The 17,868-nt window shown below is 54.6% G+C and carries 15 protein-coding genes and 1 pseudogene; 13 read left to right on the forward strand and 3 right to left on the reverse strand.

The features are described from left to right. Positions 1–195: 195 nt before the first annotated feature. The 13 genes and pseudogenes from DPF_RS01375 (at position 196) to DPF_RS01435 (ending at position 13,565) form a co-directional block, all read left to right on the forward strand. Complete coding sequence (locus tag DPF_RS01375; RefSeq protein WP_069857067.1) at positions 196–1,083, forward strand: flagellin N-terminal helical domain-containing protein; 888 nt, start codon at positions 196–198, stop codon at positions 1,081–1,083. A gap of 294 nt (positions 1,084–1,377) precedes the next feature. Beyond that, positions 1,378–3,126, forward strand: coding sequence for a flagellar filament capping protein FliD (gene fliD, locus DPF_RS01380; RefSeq protein ID WP_069857068.1), 1,749 nt, complete (start codon positions 1,378–1,380; stop codon positions 3,124–3,126). 10 nt (positions 3,127–3,136) lie between these two features. Then, on the forward strand, positions 3,137–3,550 hold the full coding sequence (fliS, locus tag DPF_RS01385) for a flagellar export chaperone FliS (RefSeq protein ID WP_069857069.1): 414 nt from the start codon (positions 3,137–3,139) through the stop codon (positions 3,548–3,550). 389 nt (positions 3,551–3,939) lie between these two features. Next, positions 3,940–4,035, forward strand: a pseudogene (locus DPF_RS14355) (zinc-ribbon domain-containing protein); the annotation flags it as partial. A 114-nt stretch (positions 4,036–4,149) separates the two neighbouring features. Further along, positions 4,150–4,866, forward strand: coding sequence for a YIP1 family protein (locus tag DPF_RS13955; protein WP_231702107.1), 717 nt, complete (start codon positions 4,150–4,152; stop codon positions 4,864–4,866). Positions 4,867–4,903: 37 nt separating this feature from the next. Then, positions 4,904–5,239 carry a hypothetical protein gene (locus DPF_RS01400; protein ID WP_069857072.1) on the forward strand — a complete coding sequence of 112 codons (336 nt, stop codon included), beginning with the start codon at positions 4,904–4,906 and terminating at the stop codon, positions 5,237–5,239. Positions 5,240–5,436: 197 nt separating this feature from the next. Then, positions 5,437–6,618 (forward strand): 12,18-didecarboxysiroheme deacetylase, encoded by a 1,182-nt coding sequence (ahbC, locus tag DPF_RS01405; protein ID WP_069857073.1) that lies wholly within the window; start codon positions 5,437–5,439, stop codon positions 6,616–6,618. A 38-nt stretch (positions 6,619–6,656) separates the two neighbouring features. Continuing rightward, positions 6,657–7,634, forward strand: a complete 978-nt coding sequence (hemB, locus tag DPF_RS01410) for a porphobilinogen synthase (RefSeq protein ID WP_069857074.1) — start codon at positions 6,657–6,659, stop codon at positions 7,632–7,634. Between the two features lie 138 nt (positions 7,635–7,772). Further along, positions 7,773–8,909, forward strand: coding sequence for a heme b synthase (gene ahbD / locus DPF_RS01415; protein ID WP_069857132.1), 1,137 nt, complete (start codon positions 7,773–7,775; stop codon positions 8,907–8,909). Positions 8,910–8,911: 2 nt separating this feature from the next. Further along, positions 8,912–9,373 (forward strand): siroheme decarboxylase subunit alpha, encoded by a 462-nt coding sequence (gene ahbA, locus DPF_RS01420; protein WP_069857133.1) that lies wholly within the window; start codon positions 8,912–8,914, stop codon positions 9,371–9,373. Next, positions 9,370–10,047, forward strand: a complete 678-nt coding sequence (gene rpe, locus DPF_RS01425) for a ribulose-phosphate 3-epimerase (protein ID WP_069857075.1) — start codon at positions 9,370–9,372, stop codon at positions 10,045–10,047. Before ahbA ends, rpe begins: the two co-directional genes overlap by 4 nt. A 138-nt stretch (positions 10,048–10,185) precedes the next feature. Then, positions 10,186–11,595, forward strand: coding sequence for an aspartate ammonia-lyase (gene aspA, locus DPF_RS01430; RefSeq protein WP_069857076.1), 1,410 nt, complete (start codon positions 10,186–10,188; stop codon positions 11,593–11,595). A gap of 59 nt (positions 11,596–11,654) precedes the next feature. Next, entirely contained in the window at positions 11,655–13,565 is a 1,911-nt protein-coding gene (locus tag DPF_RS01435) for an ATP-binding cassette domain-containing protein (protein ID WP_069857077.1), read from the forward strand. A gap of 98 nt (positions 13,566–13,663) precedes the next feature. Here DPF_RS01435 and DPF_RS01440 read toward each other — a convergent pair whose 3' ends face one another. From DPF_RS01440 to DPF_RS01450, 3 genes are read right to left on the reverse strand one after another with little or no spacing between them, the layout of a single operon-like run. Then, on the reverse strand, positions 13,664–14,308 hold the full coding sequence (locus tag DPF_RS01440; RefSeq protein WP_069857078.1) for a hypothetical protein: 645 nt from the start codon (positions 14,306–14,308) through the stop codon (positions 13,664–13,666). A gap of 17 nt (positions 14,309–14,325) precedes the next feature. Next, positions 14,326–15,552 (reverse strand): quinone-interacting membrane-bound oxidoreductase complex subunit QmoC, encoded by a 1,227-nt coding sequence (gene qmoC / locus DPF_RS01445; protein ID WP_069857079.1) that lies wholly within the window; start codon positions 15,550–15,552, stop codon positions 14,326–14,328. Positions 15,553–15,565: 13 nt separating this feature from the next. Beyond that, positions 15,566–17,866 (reverse strand): hydrogenase iron-sulfur subunit, encoded by a 2,301-nt coding sequence (locus DPF_RS01450; protein WP_069857080.1) that lies wholly within the window; start codon positions 17,864–17,866, stop codon positions 15,566–15,568. Positions 17,867–17,868 lie beyond the last annotated feature (2 nt).

The raw sequence follows: 17,868 nt of genomic DNA on the forward strand, positions 1-17,868 counted from the left end.
CTGTCAGACCGGCGCGCACAAAACTTACGCGAGTCGTTCTTATTCTCAAAGACCGCTTGGACAGTATATCCTGGGTACAATGTCTCACATCTTTTTTTGTCATTTTTCCTAAAGTTTCCTTTTTGTCGGACGATAAAGTAAATACAAGCAAGCAATTCAAGGCACGGATGCCGCTCATCATTCAAGGAGGAAACTATGGCTCTTTACATCAATCACAACACCATGGCCAACACCGCATCTCGCAACTTGGGAAATGCCTATGACGCCCTGGGAACATCCACCAACCGACTCTCGTCCGGCCTGCGGATCAACTCGGGTGCTGATGACGCTGCAGGATTGGCCATCCGCGAACTCATGCGTTCCGACATTACGACGCTGAACCAGGGTGTTCGCAATGCCAATGACGCGATTTCCATGATCCAGACGGCTGACGGTGCCCTTGGGGTTATCGATGAAAAGCTCATCCGGATGAAGGAACTTGCGGAACAGGCCGCCACGGGTACCTACACGTCAGCTCAGCGTGTCATCATCAACTCGGAATATCAGGCCATGGCTTCGGAAATCACCCGAATCGCCAATGCCACCGACTTCAATGGCATCTATCTGCTCAATGGCAATCTTTCCGCTTCGGATCACAATGGTAGCACAATGAATTCCAGCGGTGCCTTGCGAGTCCATTTTGGCACCGGCAACGACAAGGCTGAAGACTATTACGACATCCAAATCCAGACTGCCACTGCCTCTGCTCTGGGCATCGGTTCCGAGGCTGATGGGGCTGGTGCAGCCATTTCCACCCAGTCCCTGGCCGAAGCAGCCCTGGCAGCCCTGGATGAAGCCATCATCTCCAAGGACACCATCAGGGCCAACCTTGGCGCCTTGCAAAACAGACTCAACGCGACAGTTAGCAACCTTGAAATTCAGGCTGAAAACGTTCAGGCTGCCGAATCCCGTGTTTCCGATGTGGATGTTGCAACGGAAATGACCGAATTCACCCGACAGCAGATCAAAACCCAGTCGGCCGTGGCCATGCTCTCCCAAGCCAATTCTCTGCCGCAGATGGCCTTGCAGCTCATCCAGGGTTAATATCAGATCATTGCCATCCCCAGGGAGGCCGGGCCATAACGGCCCGGCCTCTTTTTTTGTTACAATCGGCCTGAATATTGCTTTTTAGGGATGAAATGACATGTTTTGCCACTGTCTTGACACTCCCCTCTCGACAGGCAACCTCGCAAGAAAGACATTACCTGCCTCGCGCGAACACCCCGGTTAATCCTGACAGGCCAGCAGGGAGACAAGACAGCATGGGCATAATTTTCCTGTCCAAGAAACGACAGCGTCCAACTTGTTCGTGCCACCTTTTGATCCAAGGAATGTTTCATGTCTGATGATTATTCGAGTCTGATCGGTTCATCCTACTCCTCGGGATCCATTCACTTTACCGGCCTTGGTTCAGGCACGGACTTCGACTCCATGATCACACAGCTCATGGAAGTGGAAAGCCAATCCCTGAGCAACATGGCCGACGATTATAAGGCATGGGAAACCAAGATCAGTGCCATTCAGGAGCTCAATTCCCTGACCCTGGCCCTGAATACGACCATTTCAGACATGAATACGCCTGCGAAGTTCATGGTCAAAACATCGACATCGTCCGATGAAACATCCCTTGTGGCAACACCTGGAATCAATGCAGAATCGGGTTCTCACGCCATTGAAATCAATCAGCTGGCCCAGAATCACATCATCATGAGCAAAGCAGGATTTTCTTCTGCCAGTGCCAGCCTCAATGCCAGCGAATCGGACGCAACCTTTGCCTACACCTACAACGGGAAATCCATCACCCTTACAGTCACCCCGGGCATGACCCTGACCTCCCTGGCCAACATGATCAACAACGATCCCGAAAATCCGGGGGTCAAGGCTGCCATCATCAATGACGGATCGGAAAACGGATATCATTTTCAACTCAGAGGCATGGATCAGGGCCAGGATTACCAGGTGGCCATCACCTCTGCTCCGGATTCCATGGGCTTGGATTTTGACACTACCCAGGAGGCTCAAAACGCCAAAATCAAGGTGGATGGCTGGCCTGTTGATGCTGATTCCTATATCGAACGAAATTCCAATAGCATTGACGACGTGATCACCGGCCTGACCCTTAGCTTGAAACAGACCACGGCCCCCGGTGAAACCATAACCGTTTCCACGGGTACAGACACGGCGGCCATCAAGGACAAAATCGTGACCTTTGTGGATCAGGTCAACCAGGTCCTGACCAAAATCCGCTCCCTGACCGAAATCGATACCAGCGACAATTCTGCCTCCCTGCTGACGGGCAGCTATACCCTGGATTCCATGGCAAGCAATATCAAAAACGTGCTGACCTCACGGGGAATCGGGTTTGATCCCGATGAAGACAGCATCAGCAGCCTCATTGGCAAACACATTGCTGGCAGCAATGCCCTGGCCGTGGGGCTGACAACGGACACATCCGAAGGCTCTGAAACTTTTGGTCTCTTTCTTCTAGATGAGGCTTCTTTGGACAAGGCTCTTCAAGAGGATCCCGAAGCCGTCATGGAAATCTTCAGTGCGGATCTGACCCCCACTGTTAATACCTCGGCCATAAGCTACCATTCTTCTATTTCCGGAACCACTCAGTCGGGGATCTACGACATCTCTTACACGGTCAACGCCAGTGGGGAAATCACTTCGGCAACCATTGACGGGACCCTGTACGATTATGCAAACGGTGCATCCGGAAAATCCGGCAATACACTGACTTCCCTGAGCGGCCCTTCCAAGGGGTTGGCCATTACCATCAACGACCTGACCCAAGGAACCCACCAAGGCACCATCAGGCTCAAGGAAGGCAAAACCTCTCAGCTGTCCACGCTGCTCGGTCAGCTTACCAACTCATCGTCCGGTTCCCTGTCCATTCTCAAGGACAGTTATCAGGAGACCATTGAAAACCTTGAAGACAGAATGGCCGACGAACAGGATCGTCTTCAGAACTACGAGCAGGAACTACGGGAAAAATTTGCCCGCCTTGAATCAACTCTTGGCTATTACAGCAACATTCAGGAAATGCTCACGACCCAAATCAAGCAGTTGAGCTCGTCCGATTAAGGAGTCATCCATGCGGTACAATGCGGCCCAAGCCTATCTCAAAACCCAGGTCACCACTACCTCCCAGGAAGAGCTGGTCATCATGCTCTATGACGCGGCCATCAAGTTTCTTAACCGGGCCAAAATCAAGATCAAGGAAAGGGACATGGCCCAAAAAGGCATTCTGATCTCCAAGGCACTTGATATCATTGCTGAACTTGACGGATCACTCAACGTCAAGCAGGGCGGAGAACTGGCCAAAAACCTTCACACCATGTATTTTTACTGCAACACACGCCTGCTCAAGGCCAATATCGAACTCAATACCGAGATCATCGACGAGGTCATCCACATTCTCTCCCAATTCCGCTCGGCATTTGCCGAGATCCTTCCCGGGGCCAAACACTCCACATCCGCCCCTGCCAGCCAGGCATCATTGTACTGATCGCATTGATCCGGCCAGCCCGTGCAGGAAGAGATGACCTGCACGGCCAGGCCGGACCCTCTTTGGCTTTTCCCTTCCCTTTTACCTCTTTTCATTTTCCTTCTCTATGATTATGGTCAAGAAATGGAAATTGACCATCTTGTCGTCCTCGGCATCACAATCATCGCCGACCAAAGGGATACGCCCCTTGTTCAGGGGACAGGACCAGCTATTCCACCGGTTGTGCATTGACCCGACGTTGCACCAGGACAGAAGTGTTGCGCAAAGATGAGCGCAACGCCCGGGTTGCGTGTACCCATGCCCAATGGTCATCCCATGCATATATGCCACAAGGCGACCCTGGCCATCCAGGTCCCTGAAAGCGAACCACGACCGAACGAGGTTATCCCATGAAGATAGTTTGTCCGGAATGCTCTTTTGCGCGCCAAGTGTCAGATGAAAAGATCCCTCCCAAGGCCAAAATAGCAACCTGCCCCAAATGCGGCCATCGCTTTCCATTCAGGCATGTACCATCACCCCAACCGCCTGGCATCAATGAAGAACCATTGGCCCCCCCGTCCGAAACAGACCGGGACGACATCTGGGAATCCCTTTCTGCCATGGCACAGACTCCCGAATCCACTTCTTCCGAAGATTCCCGGACCCTGGGAGAATCCGGCACCAAACCGTCCGAAGACAAAGCCGTGACCACGTCCCTCGTGCCCTGGGAACACCTGGACCAGTTCGGCTTTTTCCCCGGGCTTATGGAAACCATCAAGCAGGTCATGCTCCATCCCATCCGGTTTTTTGGCAACTCGACATTTGGTCCGGGAATCGGCAAGGCCCTGGTCTTCTACCTTCTCATCGCCGAAATTCAGGCCCTGGCACAATTTTTCTGGCAGATGACAGGCGTGGTCCCCATGATGGGTGACAGCGCAGGTGGTGCCGCACTGGGACTGGGCATGATGGGCATGGGATCAGCTTTCATCCTGATCATGTACCCGCTGATTCTGACCGTCATGCTCTTTGCCATGGTGGGCATAAACCACCTGTGCCTGGTCGTCTTCAAGGCCGCTGACCAAGGATTTGTCGGGACCTTCAAGGCAGTCACCTATGGAAGCGCTCCCATGGTACTGGCCATATTCCCCCTCATGGGCCCCCTGGCCGGCGCCCTCTGGACCATGGTCACCACGTTTTTCGGCTACAAGCACATCCACCAGACAACAACCACCAAGGTGGTGCTGGCCATGCTTCTTCCCGTGCTCTTTACGGGCTTTCTCGTTATGCTCTTTTTTCTCCTGGGAACCATGTCACCCGAAGTTGTGCAGCCATCCTAGATGACGTGTATCTTTTCGTATTCAACGAGAGGAAACCATGCTTCGCAATCTTCTCAAAAAGTGGGCTCATCTGACAGCCAACCGCTCCAAACACGAGGAAATTGCTCCGGAATCCTTTGCGTCATTGACCTCGGAAATCCTTGAACTTGCCCGTCTGGTGGGCACCATCCGTCCCGAGGATCACCAACTCAGCCACAGGCTGACCAAGCTCGAACGGGAAATCAGGCAACTGCAATCCCTTCTCAACACCAGGGAATTCAAACGACTTTCTCTGGAAAAACGAAAACAATTGAAAAAAAACCTTGTTTTCTCCCGGCAGCAACTTCTCGAGGCCATGGGTGCGGCCATACCGCCCACGGACCGCATCCAGTAAACAACGCATGCAACATGCTATAACCATTGATATTTTCTTTTTACCCAGGAGGGGCTTTCCATTTTGAGCACTCCATATTAGGAACCATGCACATGCTTTCAAGGCAGACATCATGTCACAAGAGATCCCTGTCGTGATGGACATGGCAGAAGGTCTTTCAATAACATCATCCCCTGCGCTTTAACCATGAGGCACCCATGATCGGTATTTCAAAACTCTATTGTGAAAACATTGAACCCTCCGATGCCCTGCGTTACGGACGGGATTCCAAGCAGCTTCCCTCGAATCTGCTCCAATTCTCCAAGGACAAGAAGCCCGTGGTGGTCTGGAACATGACCCAGCGGTGCAATCTCAAATGCGAGCATTGCTATGCCCAGGCCATTGATCCCAACGGGGCCGACCCCATCAACACGGACCAGGCCAAAACCATGATTGATGATCTGGCCCAGTTTGGTTCACCGGTCATTCTCTTTTCCGGCGGGGAACCCACCATTCGCAAGGACCTTCCCGAACTGGCCAGTTATGCCGTTTCCAAGGGCATGCGGGCCGTCATCTCCACCAACGGCACCTTGATTACCAAACGGATGGCACGTGAACTCAAGGAAGTGGGCCTGTCCTATGTGGGCATTTCCCTGGATGGTGGGGAAGAAATCCACGACAAGTTTCGCGGAGTTCCCGGCGCATACAAAAAAGCCCTGCAAGGCGTTGCCAACTGCCAGGCCGAAGGGCTCAAGGTGGGGCTGCGGTTCACCATTTTCGGCAAGAACGCCCAGGAGGTTCCCAAGATCTTCCAGGTACTCAAGGAAATGGAAGTCCCCCGTTTGTGCCTGTACCATCTGGTCTATTCCGGACGCGGATCGTCCATGATCAAGGAAGATCAGAACCACGAGCAGACCAGAGCAACAGTCAACCAGATCATGGATCTGACCCGGGAGCTCTTTGAGGCCGGTCATCCTAAGGAAATCCTCACTGTTGACAACCATGCCGACGGCCCCCTTGTGTATCTGCGCCTGCTCAAGGAAAATCCCAAGCGGGCCCAGGAAGTTCTTGAACTTTTGCAATTTAACGAAGGCAATAATTCCGGACGCGGTATCGGCTGCATTTCCTGGGACGGTCGAGTCCATGCCGACCAGTTCTGGCGCAATCACACCTTTGGCAACGTGCTGGAACGTCCGTTTTCCGAAATCTGGACTGATCCGAATATTGAACTACTGCACAAGCTTAAAGACAAGAAACAATACGTTACCGGCAGATGCAGCCAGTGCAAGTACCTGCCCATCTGCGGCGGCAATTTCAGAGCCCGGGCCGAAGCCTATTATGGTGATGTCTGGGCTCCTGACCCGGCCTGTTACCTCACGGATGAAGAAATCGGTCTGTAAACACATGCCTACTTAACCCTTTCCAGAGGATATATGCCATGACTCCCTCGTTTTATCGGGGACGGCGTCTGCGCCGGACCCCGGCGTTGCGGGACCTGATCCGGGAGACGGAAATCCGTCCCCAGGATCTTATCCAGCCCTATTTTGTTGTTGAAACCAGCGACTCCTCTTTTGCCCAACCCATTGCCTCCATGCCCGGACAGTACCAGTTTTCCCTGGACCGGCTGGAAGAACAGGTTGCCCGTTCGGTTGATGCCGGACTTCGGGCCGTTATTCTTTTTGGTATTCCCGCCCACAAGGACCCCATGGGGACCCAGGCGTACGCCGACACGGGTATTGTCCAGGAGGCAGTGCGCAGGCTCAAGACACGTTTTCCCGACCTGGTGGTCATTACCGATGTGTGTATGTGCGAGTTCACCTCCCACGGCCATTGCGGCATTCTGGAAGACAACTACGTCCAAAACGATGTCACCCTGAACTACCTGGCAAAGACCGCCCTTTCCCATGCCCGGGCAGGGGCCGACATGGTCGCGCCTTCGGACATGATGGATGGTCGCATCCAGGCCATTCGCATGATCCTTGATGAAAACGGTTTCAAGGAACTGCCCATCATGTCCTATGCGGTCAAATCCGCCTCCTCGTTCTACGGTCCGTTTCGCGATGCTGCGGAATCAGCCCCGGCATTTGGAGACCGCAAATCATACCAAATGGACCCGGCCAATCTGCGCCAGGCCATGTGCGAAGCCGAGGCGGATCTCGAGGAAGGGGCCGACATCATCATGGTCAAACCCGCCCTGCCCTATCTGGATGTCTTGCGCCGCATACGGGACGGATTCAACGTGCCCACGGCCGCCTATCAGGTCAGCGGCGAATACAGCATGGTCAAGGCCGGAGCTCAGCTGGGCTGGATTGACGAACAAAAAATCGTCATGGAGTCCCTGACCTCCATCAAACGGGCCGGGGCCGACCTGATTCTGACCTATTTTGCCGAAGATGTCCTGACCTGGCTTGCGTAAACCAGATCCCCCGTGTTGGTGGCTACCTTCACGGGGGACCGTCAGATCCAGAACGGTTGCAGCAAGCACCTGCCTGGGTCTGGCGTCTTTTTTGTTACCCCCTTAACCGGCGTTCACCTTTTGCACCGACCAGAAATCATGCATCCAACACATCCCGCATCGCATCCGCATAACGCTTCGCCTCATGGCCAAACACCCCCATTGCGCCTTATCGCCTGGGAGATCACCCGCTCCTGCAACCTGGCCTGCCAGCACTGCCGGGCAGAAGCCCATGAAGAGCCCTATCCCGGCGAACTGAGCACGGCCGAGGCCAAGGCCCTTATCGACACCTTTCCTGAAACCGGCAATCCGGTGATCATTTTCACCGGCGGCGAACCCCTCATGCGCAAGGATATTTTTGAACTGGTTCCCTATGCCCGCGCCAAGGGACTGCGCTGCGTCATGGGCACCAACGGCACCCGCATTGATGCCGATATGGCCGCCCGCATCAAGGAGTCCGGTATCCAGCGATGCAGCATTTCCATTGACGGACCGGATGCGCCTTCACACGATGACTTTCGCGGGGTACCGGGAGCTTTTGAGGCCTCCCTGGCCGGGATCGAGGAGCTCAAGAAGGCCGGTGTGGAGTTCCAGATCAACACCACGGTGACCAAACACAACATGCCTTTTTTCAAAAAAGTTTTTCACCTGGCCGAGGATATCGGGGCCGCTGCCTGGCACATCTTTTTGCTCGTGCCCACGGGACGGGGTGACGCCATCAGGAATGAAATCATCAATGCCCAGGAGTATGAAGAAGTGCTCAACTGGTTTTATGATTTCCGCAAAACCACCTCCATGCACCTCAAGGCCACGTGCGCACCCCATTATTACCGCATCATGCGCCAGCGGGCCCGGGAAGAAGGGATCAAAGTCAACATGGACAACTTCGGCCTTGACGCCATGACCCGCGGGTGTCTGGGCGGTACCGGGTTCTGCTTCATCTCCCATACCGGTCAGGTCCAGCCGTGCGGATTTCTGGAGCTTGATTGCGGTCAAATCAAAACAACCCGTTTTCCGGACATCTGGACCTCTTCCCCCCAGTTTCTCGCCTTGCGGGATCAATCCAGCTATGAAGGCAAATGCGGAGTATGCGAATACCACAAGGTGTGCGGAGGATGCCGTGCCCGGGCCCACACCATGAAGGGACATTATCTCAAGGAAGAACCCTTGTGCACGTATATTCCCCGCGCTGTAGACAACCAGGCGCCAACGGACAAGCAAGAGGAGAAGGGATGAGTATGGACAGCCTTGACAAGGCCATTCTCGGCATCATCCAGTCGGATTTTCCCATCACCAAGCGTCCCTACGCAGACATCGGTGCCCGGGTCGGCCTTGATGAACACGAGGTGCTTGACCGCGTCAAAGCCCTTGTGGAACGCAACGTCATCCGCCGTATAGGTGCCAATTTCAATTCCAACCGTCTGGGCTGGCATTCCACCCTGTGCGCGGCCAAGGTGCCTGAGGCATCCATGGACGAGTTCGTGGCCGAGGTGAACGCCCACCCGGGTGTGACCCACAATTACCTGCGCAATCACGATCTGAACATCTGGTTCACCATGATCGGGCCTTCCCAAGAAGATGTGGCCCGCAGCCTGACCGCCATTACCGAGAAAACAGGCATTCCCATCCTCAATCTTCCGGCTGAAAAGCTGTTCAAGATCAAGGTTGATTTTGCCATGAACGACGAGAAACCATCATGAGCCACTCGACCCCGATCCTTTCCCCCTCCCTTTTGTCCTCGGATTTCGGCAATCTGCAACACGAACTGGCAGCCCTTGAGCAGGCCGATCTCAGGTGGGTTCACTGGGACGTCATGGATGGCCGTTTCGTGCCCAATATCACCTTTGGTCCACCGGTGATCAAAAAACTGCGGGCCAGCTCCCGCCTTTTTTTCGATGTCCACCTGATGATCCAACAGCCCGAACGGTATATCAACCAGTTTGTGGATGCCGGAGCCGATCTCATCTGCGTCCATGCCGAATCCACGGTCCATCTGGAACGAACCGTAAGTGAAATCAGCCGTCAGGGCTGTCAGTGCGGGGTGGCACTCAATCCTGCCACGCCCCTGGAAACGGTTTCCTATCTTCTGCCCCAGCTGGACATGGTCCTTGTCATGTCCGTGAACCCGGGGTTTGGGGGCCAGTCGTTCATTCCCTTTTCCCGCAACAAAATCAGCGCACTTTCGGCCATGATCAAGAACCAGGGAGCCAAAACTCTTATCCAGGTGGACGGCGGGGTAAGTCTTGAAAACGCCGGCGAGCTGGTGAGTCTTGGTGCCGACATTCTGGTTTCCGGATCGGCCTTTTTCCAATTCCCTCCGTATGCCAAGCGGTACAGGGATTATATGCAGGCCATGAACGGTACCCGTTCCTGATTGCCATCAATTCATGGCAGCGTACGCCAAGGCCATACGTGCCCCTTTGTCTGCCAAGGCTGCCCGTACTTCTTGACCAGGAGGGGTAGCGGATCCAACTGCGTTGAACTGCCAACTCTTTTTCCAAGGAAAACGCCCATGCCACGCAATGAACATGACTGCATCGGAACCATCGAAGTTCCAGACGATGTGCTCTATGGTGTCCAGACCTACAGGGCCCTGCAGAACTTTCGCATTTCCCGTATCCCCATCTCCCACTATCCCATGCTCATTCGTTCCCTTGCCTTTATCAAGAAGGCCGCGGCCCTGACCAATCACGACCTTGGTCTGCTGGATGAGCTGCCCTTGAAGGGCATTGTTGCGGCCTGTGATGAAATCCTCGCGGGCAAGCATTTGGAACAATTCGTGGTCGATGCCATCCAGGGAGGCGCGGGCACGTCCACGAACATGAACGCCAACGAGGTTATTGCCAACAGGGGCCTTGAGATTCTCGGCAAATGCAAGGGGGATTATGACACGATTCACCCCAATACCCACGTGAACATGTCCCAGTCCACCAATGACGTGTATCCCACAGCCATCCGCATTGCCCTGATCTTCAAGATCAGGGACCTCATGAAAGCCATGAAATACCTCAAGGCGGCCTTTGCCGCCAAGGGAGAGGAATTTGCAGACATCATCAAGATGGGACGAACCCAGCTCCAGGATGCTGTTCCCATGACCCTGGGCCAGGAATTCTCCTCGTACAGCGTCATGATAGGAGAAGACATCCAGCGGTTACGCGAGGCCCAATCCCTGGTCCGGGAGATCAATCTGGGTGGCACGGCCATTGGTACGGGACTCAACGCCCATCCGGATTACGCGCACAAGGCTGTGGACTATCTCATCCAGATGACGGGCCTGCCCCTGGTCATGGCCCCCAACCTGGTGGAAGCCACCCAGGATACCGGTGCGTACGTACAGCTTTCAGGAGTTCTGAAACGGGTTGCCGTGAAGCTCTCCAAAATCTGCAATGACCTGAGACTGCTCTCCTCGGGACCGCGTTGCGGTCTCAACGAAATCAATCTTCCGGGCATGGCTCCGGGGTCGTCCATCATGCCCGGCAAGGTCAACCCCATCATTCCCGAGGTGGTCAATCAGATCGCCTTTCAGGTCATTGGCAGCGATGTCACCGTGAGCATGGCCTGCGAGGCCGGGCAGCTGGAGCTCAATGTCATGGAGCCGGTCGTGGCCTTCAACCTTTTCAACTCCCTGGACATGCTCCGTCGAGGATGCATGACCCTTGCCGACAAATGCGTGCGCGGCATCACCGCCAACCCCGATGTCTGCCGTTCCATGGTGGAAAAGAGCATCGGAGTGGTCACGGCCCTCAACCCGTACATCGGATATGAAAAAGCCACGCAAATTGCCCACGAAGCCATGTCCTCTAACAAGACCGTGTACGATATTGTCCTGGAAAAAGGGTATCTCACTAAGCAGCAGCTTGATGACATTCTTTCCCCGGCCAACATGATCGCCCCTCGGCATATCCCCAACAACGCCAGGTGATTTGCGCACACAAGTCATCGACCATTCCTTTTTTATGACATCCAGGGAGCACGTACATCATGTCTCTTGTCAGTCTTAAGGGTGTTTCCCTCTCCTTTACAGGTCAGCCCCTTCTGGACGCCATAGATCTTGTGGTCCATTCGGGTGATCGCATCGGACTTCTTGGCCGAAACGGAGTGGGCAAATCAACCTTGATGCAGCTCATCCATGGTGAGCTGACTCCCCAAGATGGTGACGTCTTCTGCCAGAAGGGCATCACCATGGCCTACCTCCCCCAGGATGTCCCCGTGCATATCACAGGCAGCGTCTTTGACGTGGTTGCGCGTGGTCTCAAGGAAACCGGCCAGGCCCTGGCCGAATACACGGCCCTCACCGCGACCATGAAGGCAGGTGAACCTTCTCACGACCAGTTGCAGCGTTTGGCAATGCTTCAGGAAATCATTGACAGGGGAGACGGCTGGACCCTGGATCACACCATCAGACAGACCCTGTCCAAGCTTAAGCTCTCGGCCGACGCTGATTTCACGACCCTTTCGGGGGGGCGCAAACGACAAGCGCTTTTGGCCCTTGCCCTGGTCAGTCAGCCGGATCTCCTGCTTCTGGACGAACCCACCAACCACCTTGACCTTGAAAGCATTGCCTGGCTGGAAGAATTTCTGGCCTCCTATCCCCATGCCCTCCTGTTCATCACCCACGACCGCTCCCTGCTTGCCCGCGTGGCCAACCGCATTGTGGAACTCGACCGGGGCCATCTGTACGACTGGTCCTGTGACTACCCCACTTTTTTGCGCCGCAAGGAAGAGATTTTACACGGAGAATCACGCCAATGGGAACGTTTGGACAAAAAACTTGCCCAAGAGGAACAATGGATACGTCAGGGGATCAAGGCCCGTAGGACACGCAATGAAGGTCGCGTTCGGGCCCTTGAAAGACTGCGCCGAGAAAAGGCTGAGCGTCGCGCCCGCCTTGGCACGGTCACCATGATCGCCCAGGAAGCCGAACGATCCGGCAAGCTCGTGGCCCAGGTGGACAATCTGACCTTTGGGTATGACGACACGCCTCTGATCGCGGATTTTTCGGCCATTATTACCCGCGGGGACAAGATTGGCATTCTCGGTCCCAATGGATCAGGCAAGACCACCCTTTTGCATCTGCTTTTCGGCTCCCTGCAGCCCCGTTCGGGAACTGTTCGTCTGGGCACACGCCTTGAGATCCTTTATTCCGATCAGCTGCGCCAGGGTATTGATGATTCCAAGACCGTGCGGGACAATGTGGCCCAGGGCAATGACGTGGTGACCATCAATGGTCGCACCAAGCATGTCATTGGCTACCTCAAGGACTTTTTGTTCACGCCGGACCGCGCCAACACCAAAGCCTCCCTGCTTTCGGGCGGCGAACGCAACAGACTGCTTCTGGCCAAATTGTTCACCAAACCGTCCAATGTGCTGGTCATGGACGAACCCACCAACGACCTGGACATGGAGACCCTGGAACTGCTTGAATCCCTGCTGGTCAACTATCCGGGAACACTGCTTCTTGTCAGCCATGACCGAACCTTTCTGAACAACGTGGTCACCTCCCTCATTGTTTTCGAGGGTCAGGGCCGTGTGCAGGAATATGTGGGCGGGTATGACGACTGGTTGAGCCAGACGGCAGCGGCCCGGACGGTCAACCCACCGGCCCGGGAACCCAAGGCCAAACAGCCCCTGCCCAAACCACCACGTACATCAAACAGACCGCCCAGACTCACGTTCAATGAAAAAAGGGAACTGGCCGCACTTCCCTCCAAGATCGAGACCCTGGAGGAGGAAAAACAGGCCATACTGGCGCGTCTTGAAGATCCGGCCTCCATGGACCCTGCAGATCCCTCCTCGTATGTCCGCCTTGGTGAACGCCTGGCATCCCTTGATGCCTCTCTTGAATCTTTGTATGAACGCTGGGTTGCCTTGTCATCCATTGAAGGTGACTGAACCTTTAGTGTTGTCATCCGCCTGCCTCAACAAGCAAAAAGGCCTGGAGGGAAACCCTCCAGGCCTTTTTGCCGTATGAACATGGGGATAATATCGGTTTACCAGTCTTCGTCATCAAAGCTGGAGCCACCGAAATCAAAGCTGTCTTCATCCACTTTCTTCTCGGCAGGTGCGGCAGCACCAGGAGCAGCAGCAACACCGGCAACCACAACACCGTTTTTCTTGACCTCGTCAACTTCCTTGAGAAGTTCTTCGAGCTTCTTGGTGTACTCCTCAATGCGCTTTTCAGAGGTGATGAACAGTTCTTCAGCGTGTCCCTTTTTCTCATCTTCAAAGGCTTTGACCTGCTTTTGCAGATCAGCGATCTTGGCATCCTTGGCCTCGATATCGCCCTTGAGCTCTTCGATCTGGGCATCCTTGGCAGCAAGGGAGGACTTGTACTCGGCAAGCTGTTCGAAAATGCCAGATGCCTCGGCAGCGGCCAGAGCAGGCAACGGCGTGACGGAAACGTTCTCGCCCAAAGCAGCCAGACCGGAAGCGCTCAGATTGGTCAGCTCGGGATGCTGTTCGTAAATCCAGGCCTTGGTCAAGGCAATGGCAAAGGGTTCGAATTCAGGGTCAACATCCTTGCCCACCATGTAATTGAGCATATCCAGCAGGGATTCCTTGTTGGCGTCCTTGCCCTCACCTTTGAGACAAGCAACGAATGTATTTATGGGGAAAATCTTGCGAGCTTCAGACATGGTCTCCTCCTTTAAGATTAGACGATATAAATATTATCTTGTTTGACGAGTTCTTCATCAATGGGCAACCGACCAACATACCGGGCATAGATCAAGGCCGTGGTTCTGTACACCAGATGCCCGAGCTTGGACCAGGGCAGGTAGGCGATCATCATGAACACACTTACCAGGTGGATGTAATAGGTAAAGTAGCACAAGAAGGCAGGTGCTCCAGCCAGCCTGAGGACCTCGGCTCCTATACCTGTCAGGGCAATGACCCAGATAACGCCGAGGAGATACCAGTCGTAAAAGGATGAATTGGATGTCTTGGGATCAAGATTCATCCGACGACGAGTGAGCAGCGTCAAACCGATGAGCAAAAGGATGGCGCCAACATTGGCCAGCAGCTTGACCGGATTCCACAGGGCCATCGGAGTGTGCCCGATGGGCGCAAGAAAGGGGATCAATTTTCCGCCCCAGTGTGCGCCGGCAACAATGCTGGTCACGATGAAACAACACACAAACCCGTAGAAAAGGGTCAGATGACCCTTGAACTTGTCGTCATCTTCGGGTTCATCGCCGCATTTTCTGAATTTGGCGTGGTTGATGATTTCGTTTTTGACCACATCGATAATGGCCTGGGTAAGAGTCGGCTTCTTGTAACCGAGGACAAAGGTCTTCTTGACGGTCTTGTTCCACCCCTTGATCAGGGTGTTTATCCCCACCGCAAAGGTGATGATCACAAACAGGGCTGTCAGGCCGAACAGGGGATCAATGGTGAAATCCCCGGGGAAAAGGGCTCCATAGATGACCTCACCATCCACCAGGGGGAAGAAGGTTCCCAGCTGAGCGGCACGAATGAGCCAGATGATGCCGAAAATCAGGGCAGGGAAGGCGATCAGCAGCGGCAGATACATTCCCTTGCTCATCCAGCGGCCAATGGCGGCCGGCTTGACCAGGTTCCGGTAGGTCATGTTTCTCAGAGCGGCCAGGATGTCACCAGGTTTGGCGCCGCGGGGACACTGCGTGGAACAGGTTCCGCACTGATGACAAAGCCAGATATCGATGTCGTTGACCAGCAGATCCTTCATCCCCCACTGGGCCCAAATCATTTCCTTGCGGGGGTAGGGATTGTCGGCCGGAGAAAGAGGACAGACAACGCTACATGTTGCGCACTGGTAGCATTTCTTGACGTCCTCTCCGCCCACGTCCTGCAGATCCTTCACGAACTGCAGATCGGGCTGTACCTTTAACGCATTGGACATAGCAGCATTCCTCCTAGTATCCCTTGAACGGATTGGGTCCAAGCTTGAGCATCCTTTCTACAAAGTCATCGATGATTTCGGGAATTCTATCATACTCGTCGATGGCTACCTGGGCCTGCTCCACTCGTTCGGGTTCGATACCGAGCTTTTTCAATGTCTCGGAAACATTATCCATACGCTTGTTACACAATTCCGAACCCTTCATGAAATGACACTGGTAGTTCTCACCATACTTGCAGCCAAGCAGGAGACAGCCGTCATTCCCCTTGGACATGGCATCGGCAATCCAGATGGTGTTTACGGAACCCAGACAACGCACTGGAATGACCCGAATGAAGGGACTCCACTTGTTCCCGCGCATGGCCGCCATATCCAGGGCCGGGTACGCATCGTTTTCACAGGCCAGGACGATAAATCTCGGTCCGCCCTCTTCGATCTTGTCCGGCACCTTGACCTGCTTGATCATGGAACCGATCTGATCGATGTTGTAATCATCAAAAGAGATGACACGCTCGGGACAGGCACCCATGCAGGTACCGCAACGACGGCACCGGGCCACGTTGGGCATGGGGTTGCCCTTTTCATCCTCGTCAAGGGCGCCAAAGGGACATTCTTCAGTACACCGCTTACACTGGGTACACCGCAGCAGGTTGAACTTGGGATAGCTCATGTCCCCGGACCGCGGGTGAACGGCCATACCCCGGTTGGCTGATTCAAGACATTGGATGGCCTTGAGGGCCGCACCCGAGGCGTCCACCTCGGCCGTAGCCATGGTCATGGGCTGACGCACACACCCGGCGGAATAGATACCGGTCCGGCGGGTTTCATAGGGAAAGCAGATGTAGTTGGAATCGCAGTAGCCGTCGAAAAGATCCAGATCAGGAAATGCAGGACCCTGACGATACTGGAGTTTGACAACCGGATCCAGGGCAGTGGTGGGAACCATGGCCGTGGGCAAAACCACCAGATCGGCCCGGATCTCGATCTTGTCACCCAGAATGGTATCGTTGACCAGAACGATGATGGATCCATCACCGGCATCGGTCACACTGGTGATGGTTCCCTTGGCCAGCATGATACCGGGATCGTTCTGGGCGGCCTTGTAGTAAAGCTCGTTGATCCCGGGAACCATCATGTTTTCATACAGCACGTAGGAAACAGCTGTTGGCGCAAATTCCCGGACGTAATTGGCCTGCTTGAGGGCCGTCAGGGAAGTGATTTCCGAGGAAAAGGGAAGGTGCTTGCAGGTCTCGTTCTTGATGAAGTTGCGTCCTTCGGGATTTTCCTCTTCCTGTTCCCCGGCTTCTTCCGCCTCGATACGGGCCTGTTTGGCAGCGGCTTCTTCCGCCTCAAAAGAGGCGAGCTTGTCACCGAAACCGAGCAGAAAGACCACGCTTTCAGGGGTCTTGCCGTCTGCAGGACAGGCGATCTTGCCCGCTTTGGCCATCTCCTCGAACTCCATGGAAGTGATGATGTTCTTGGAGGATTTGTAACCAAAGGGCTCGAGATATTTCTTGTCCTGGGGCACCCAGCCCGTTGCCGTGACAACTGAACCAACAGGAATCTCCTGTTCCTCCTTGCCGGTCTTGAGGGTGGCCGTATACTGTCCGGGCATGCCGGCCAGCTTTTCCAGGGTGGTTCCCGTCAGCACGGTGATCTTGGGATTTTCCTCCACAGCAGCAATCTTGGCGTCAACGGAAGTGGCCTCGGCCGCTGTATAGGGGAAATGCATGGGAATGGTCTTGTACATCTTTTTGGCGTATCCACCCAGCTCCTTCTGCTTTTCCACCAGAACCACTTCATACCCTGCGCCAGCAACATCCAGGGCTGCCGTCAACCCGGTCCAACCGCCACCAAGCACAAGGACCTTCTTGGTGACCTCAAGGGCCTCGGCTTCGGGGATGGCGGCCTTTTGCAGGTTGACCACGCCCATGTTCACATAGTCCGTGGCAACGGTCATCAGGGCTTCAGGCACGTCACCGCCTGGAACAAGGGGTTTTCCTTGGGGATCTTCATAGGAAAGCACGCATTGTTCACGCAGATTGACCCGATGCACCAGAATGGAAGGACCAAAATTGAAGAAATCGCCGTCAACGCGAGGCGACGTCCCGCAAGCGCACACGGCGTCGATGAGACCCTCATCAATATCCGACTGGATCAGCGCCTTACCCTCATTACCTACCAGATGCGGGACAATCTTCACCACAGGGCAAAGATTTCCCCACGTAGCGCGCACACCTTCGGCCAGGGCCTCGAGATCAAGGAACTGTCCGATACTTGCGCTATCAAAATATACACCGATTTTCTCGGCCATCT

Source organism: Desulfoplanes formicivorans, from assembly GCF_001748225.1.
GTDB lineage: Bacteria > Desulfobacterota > Desulfovibrionia > Desulfovibrionales > Desulfomicrobiaceae > Desulfoplanes > Desulfoplanes formicivorans.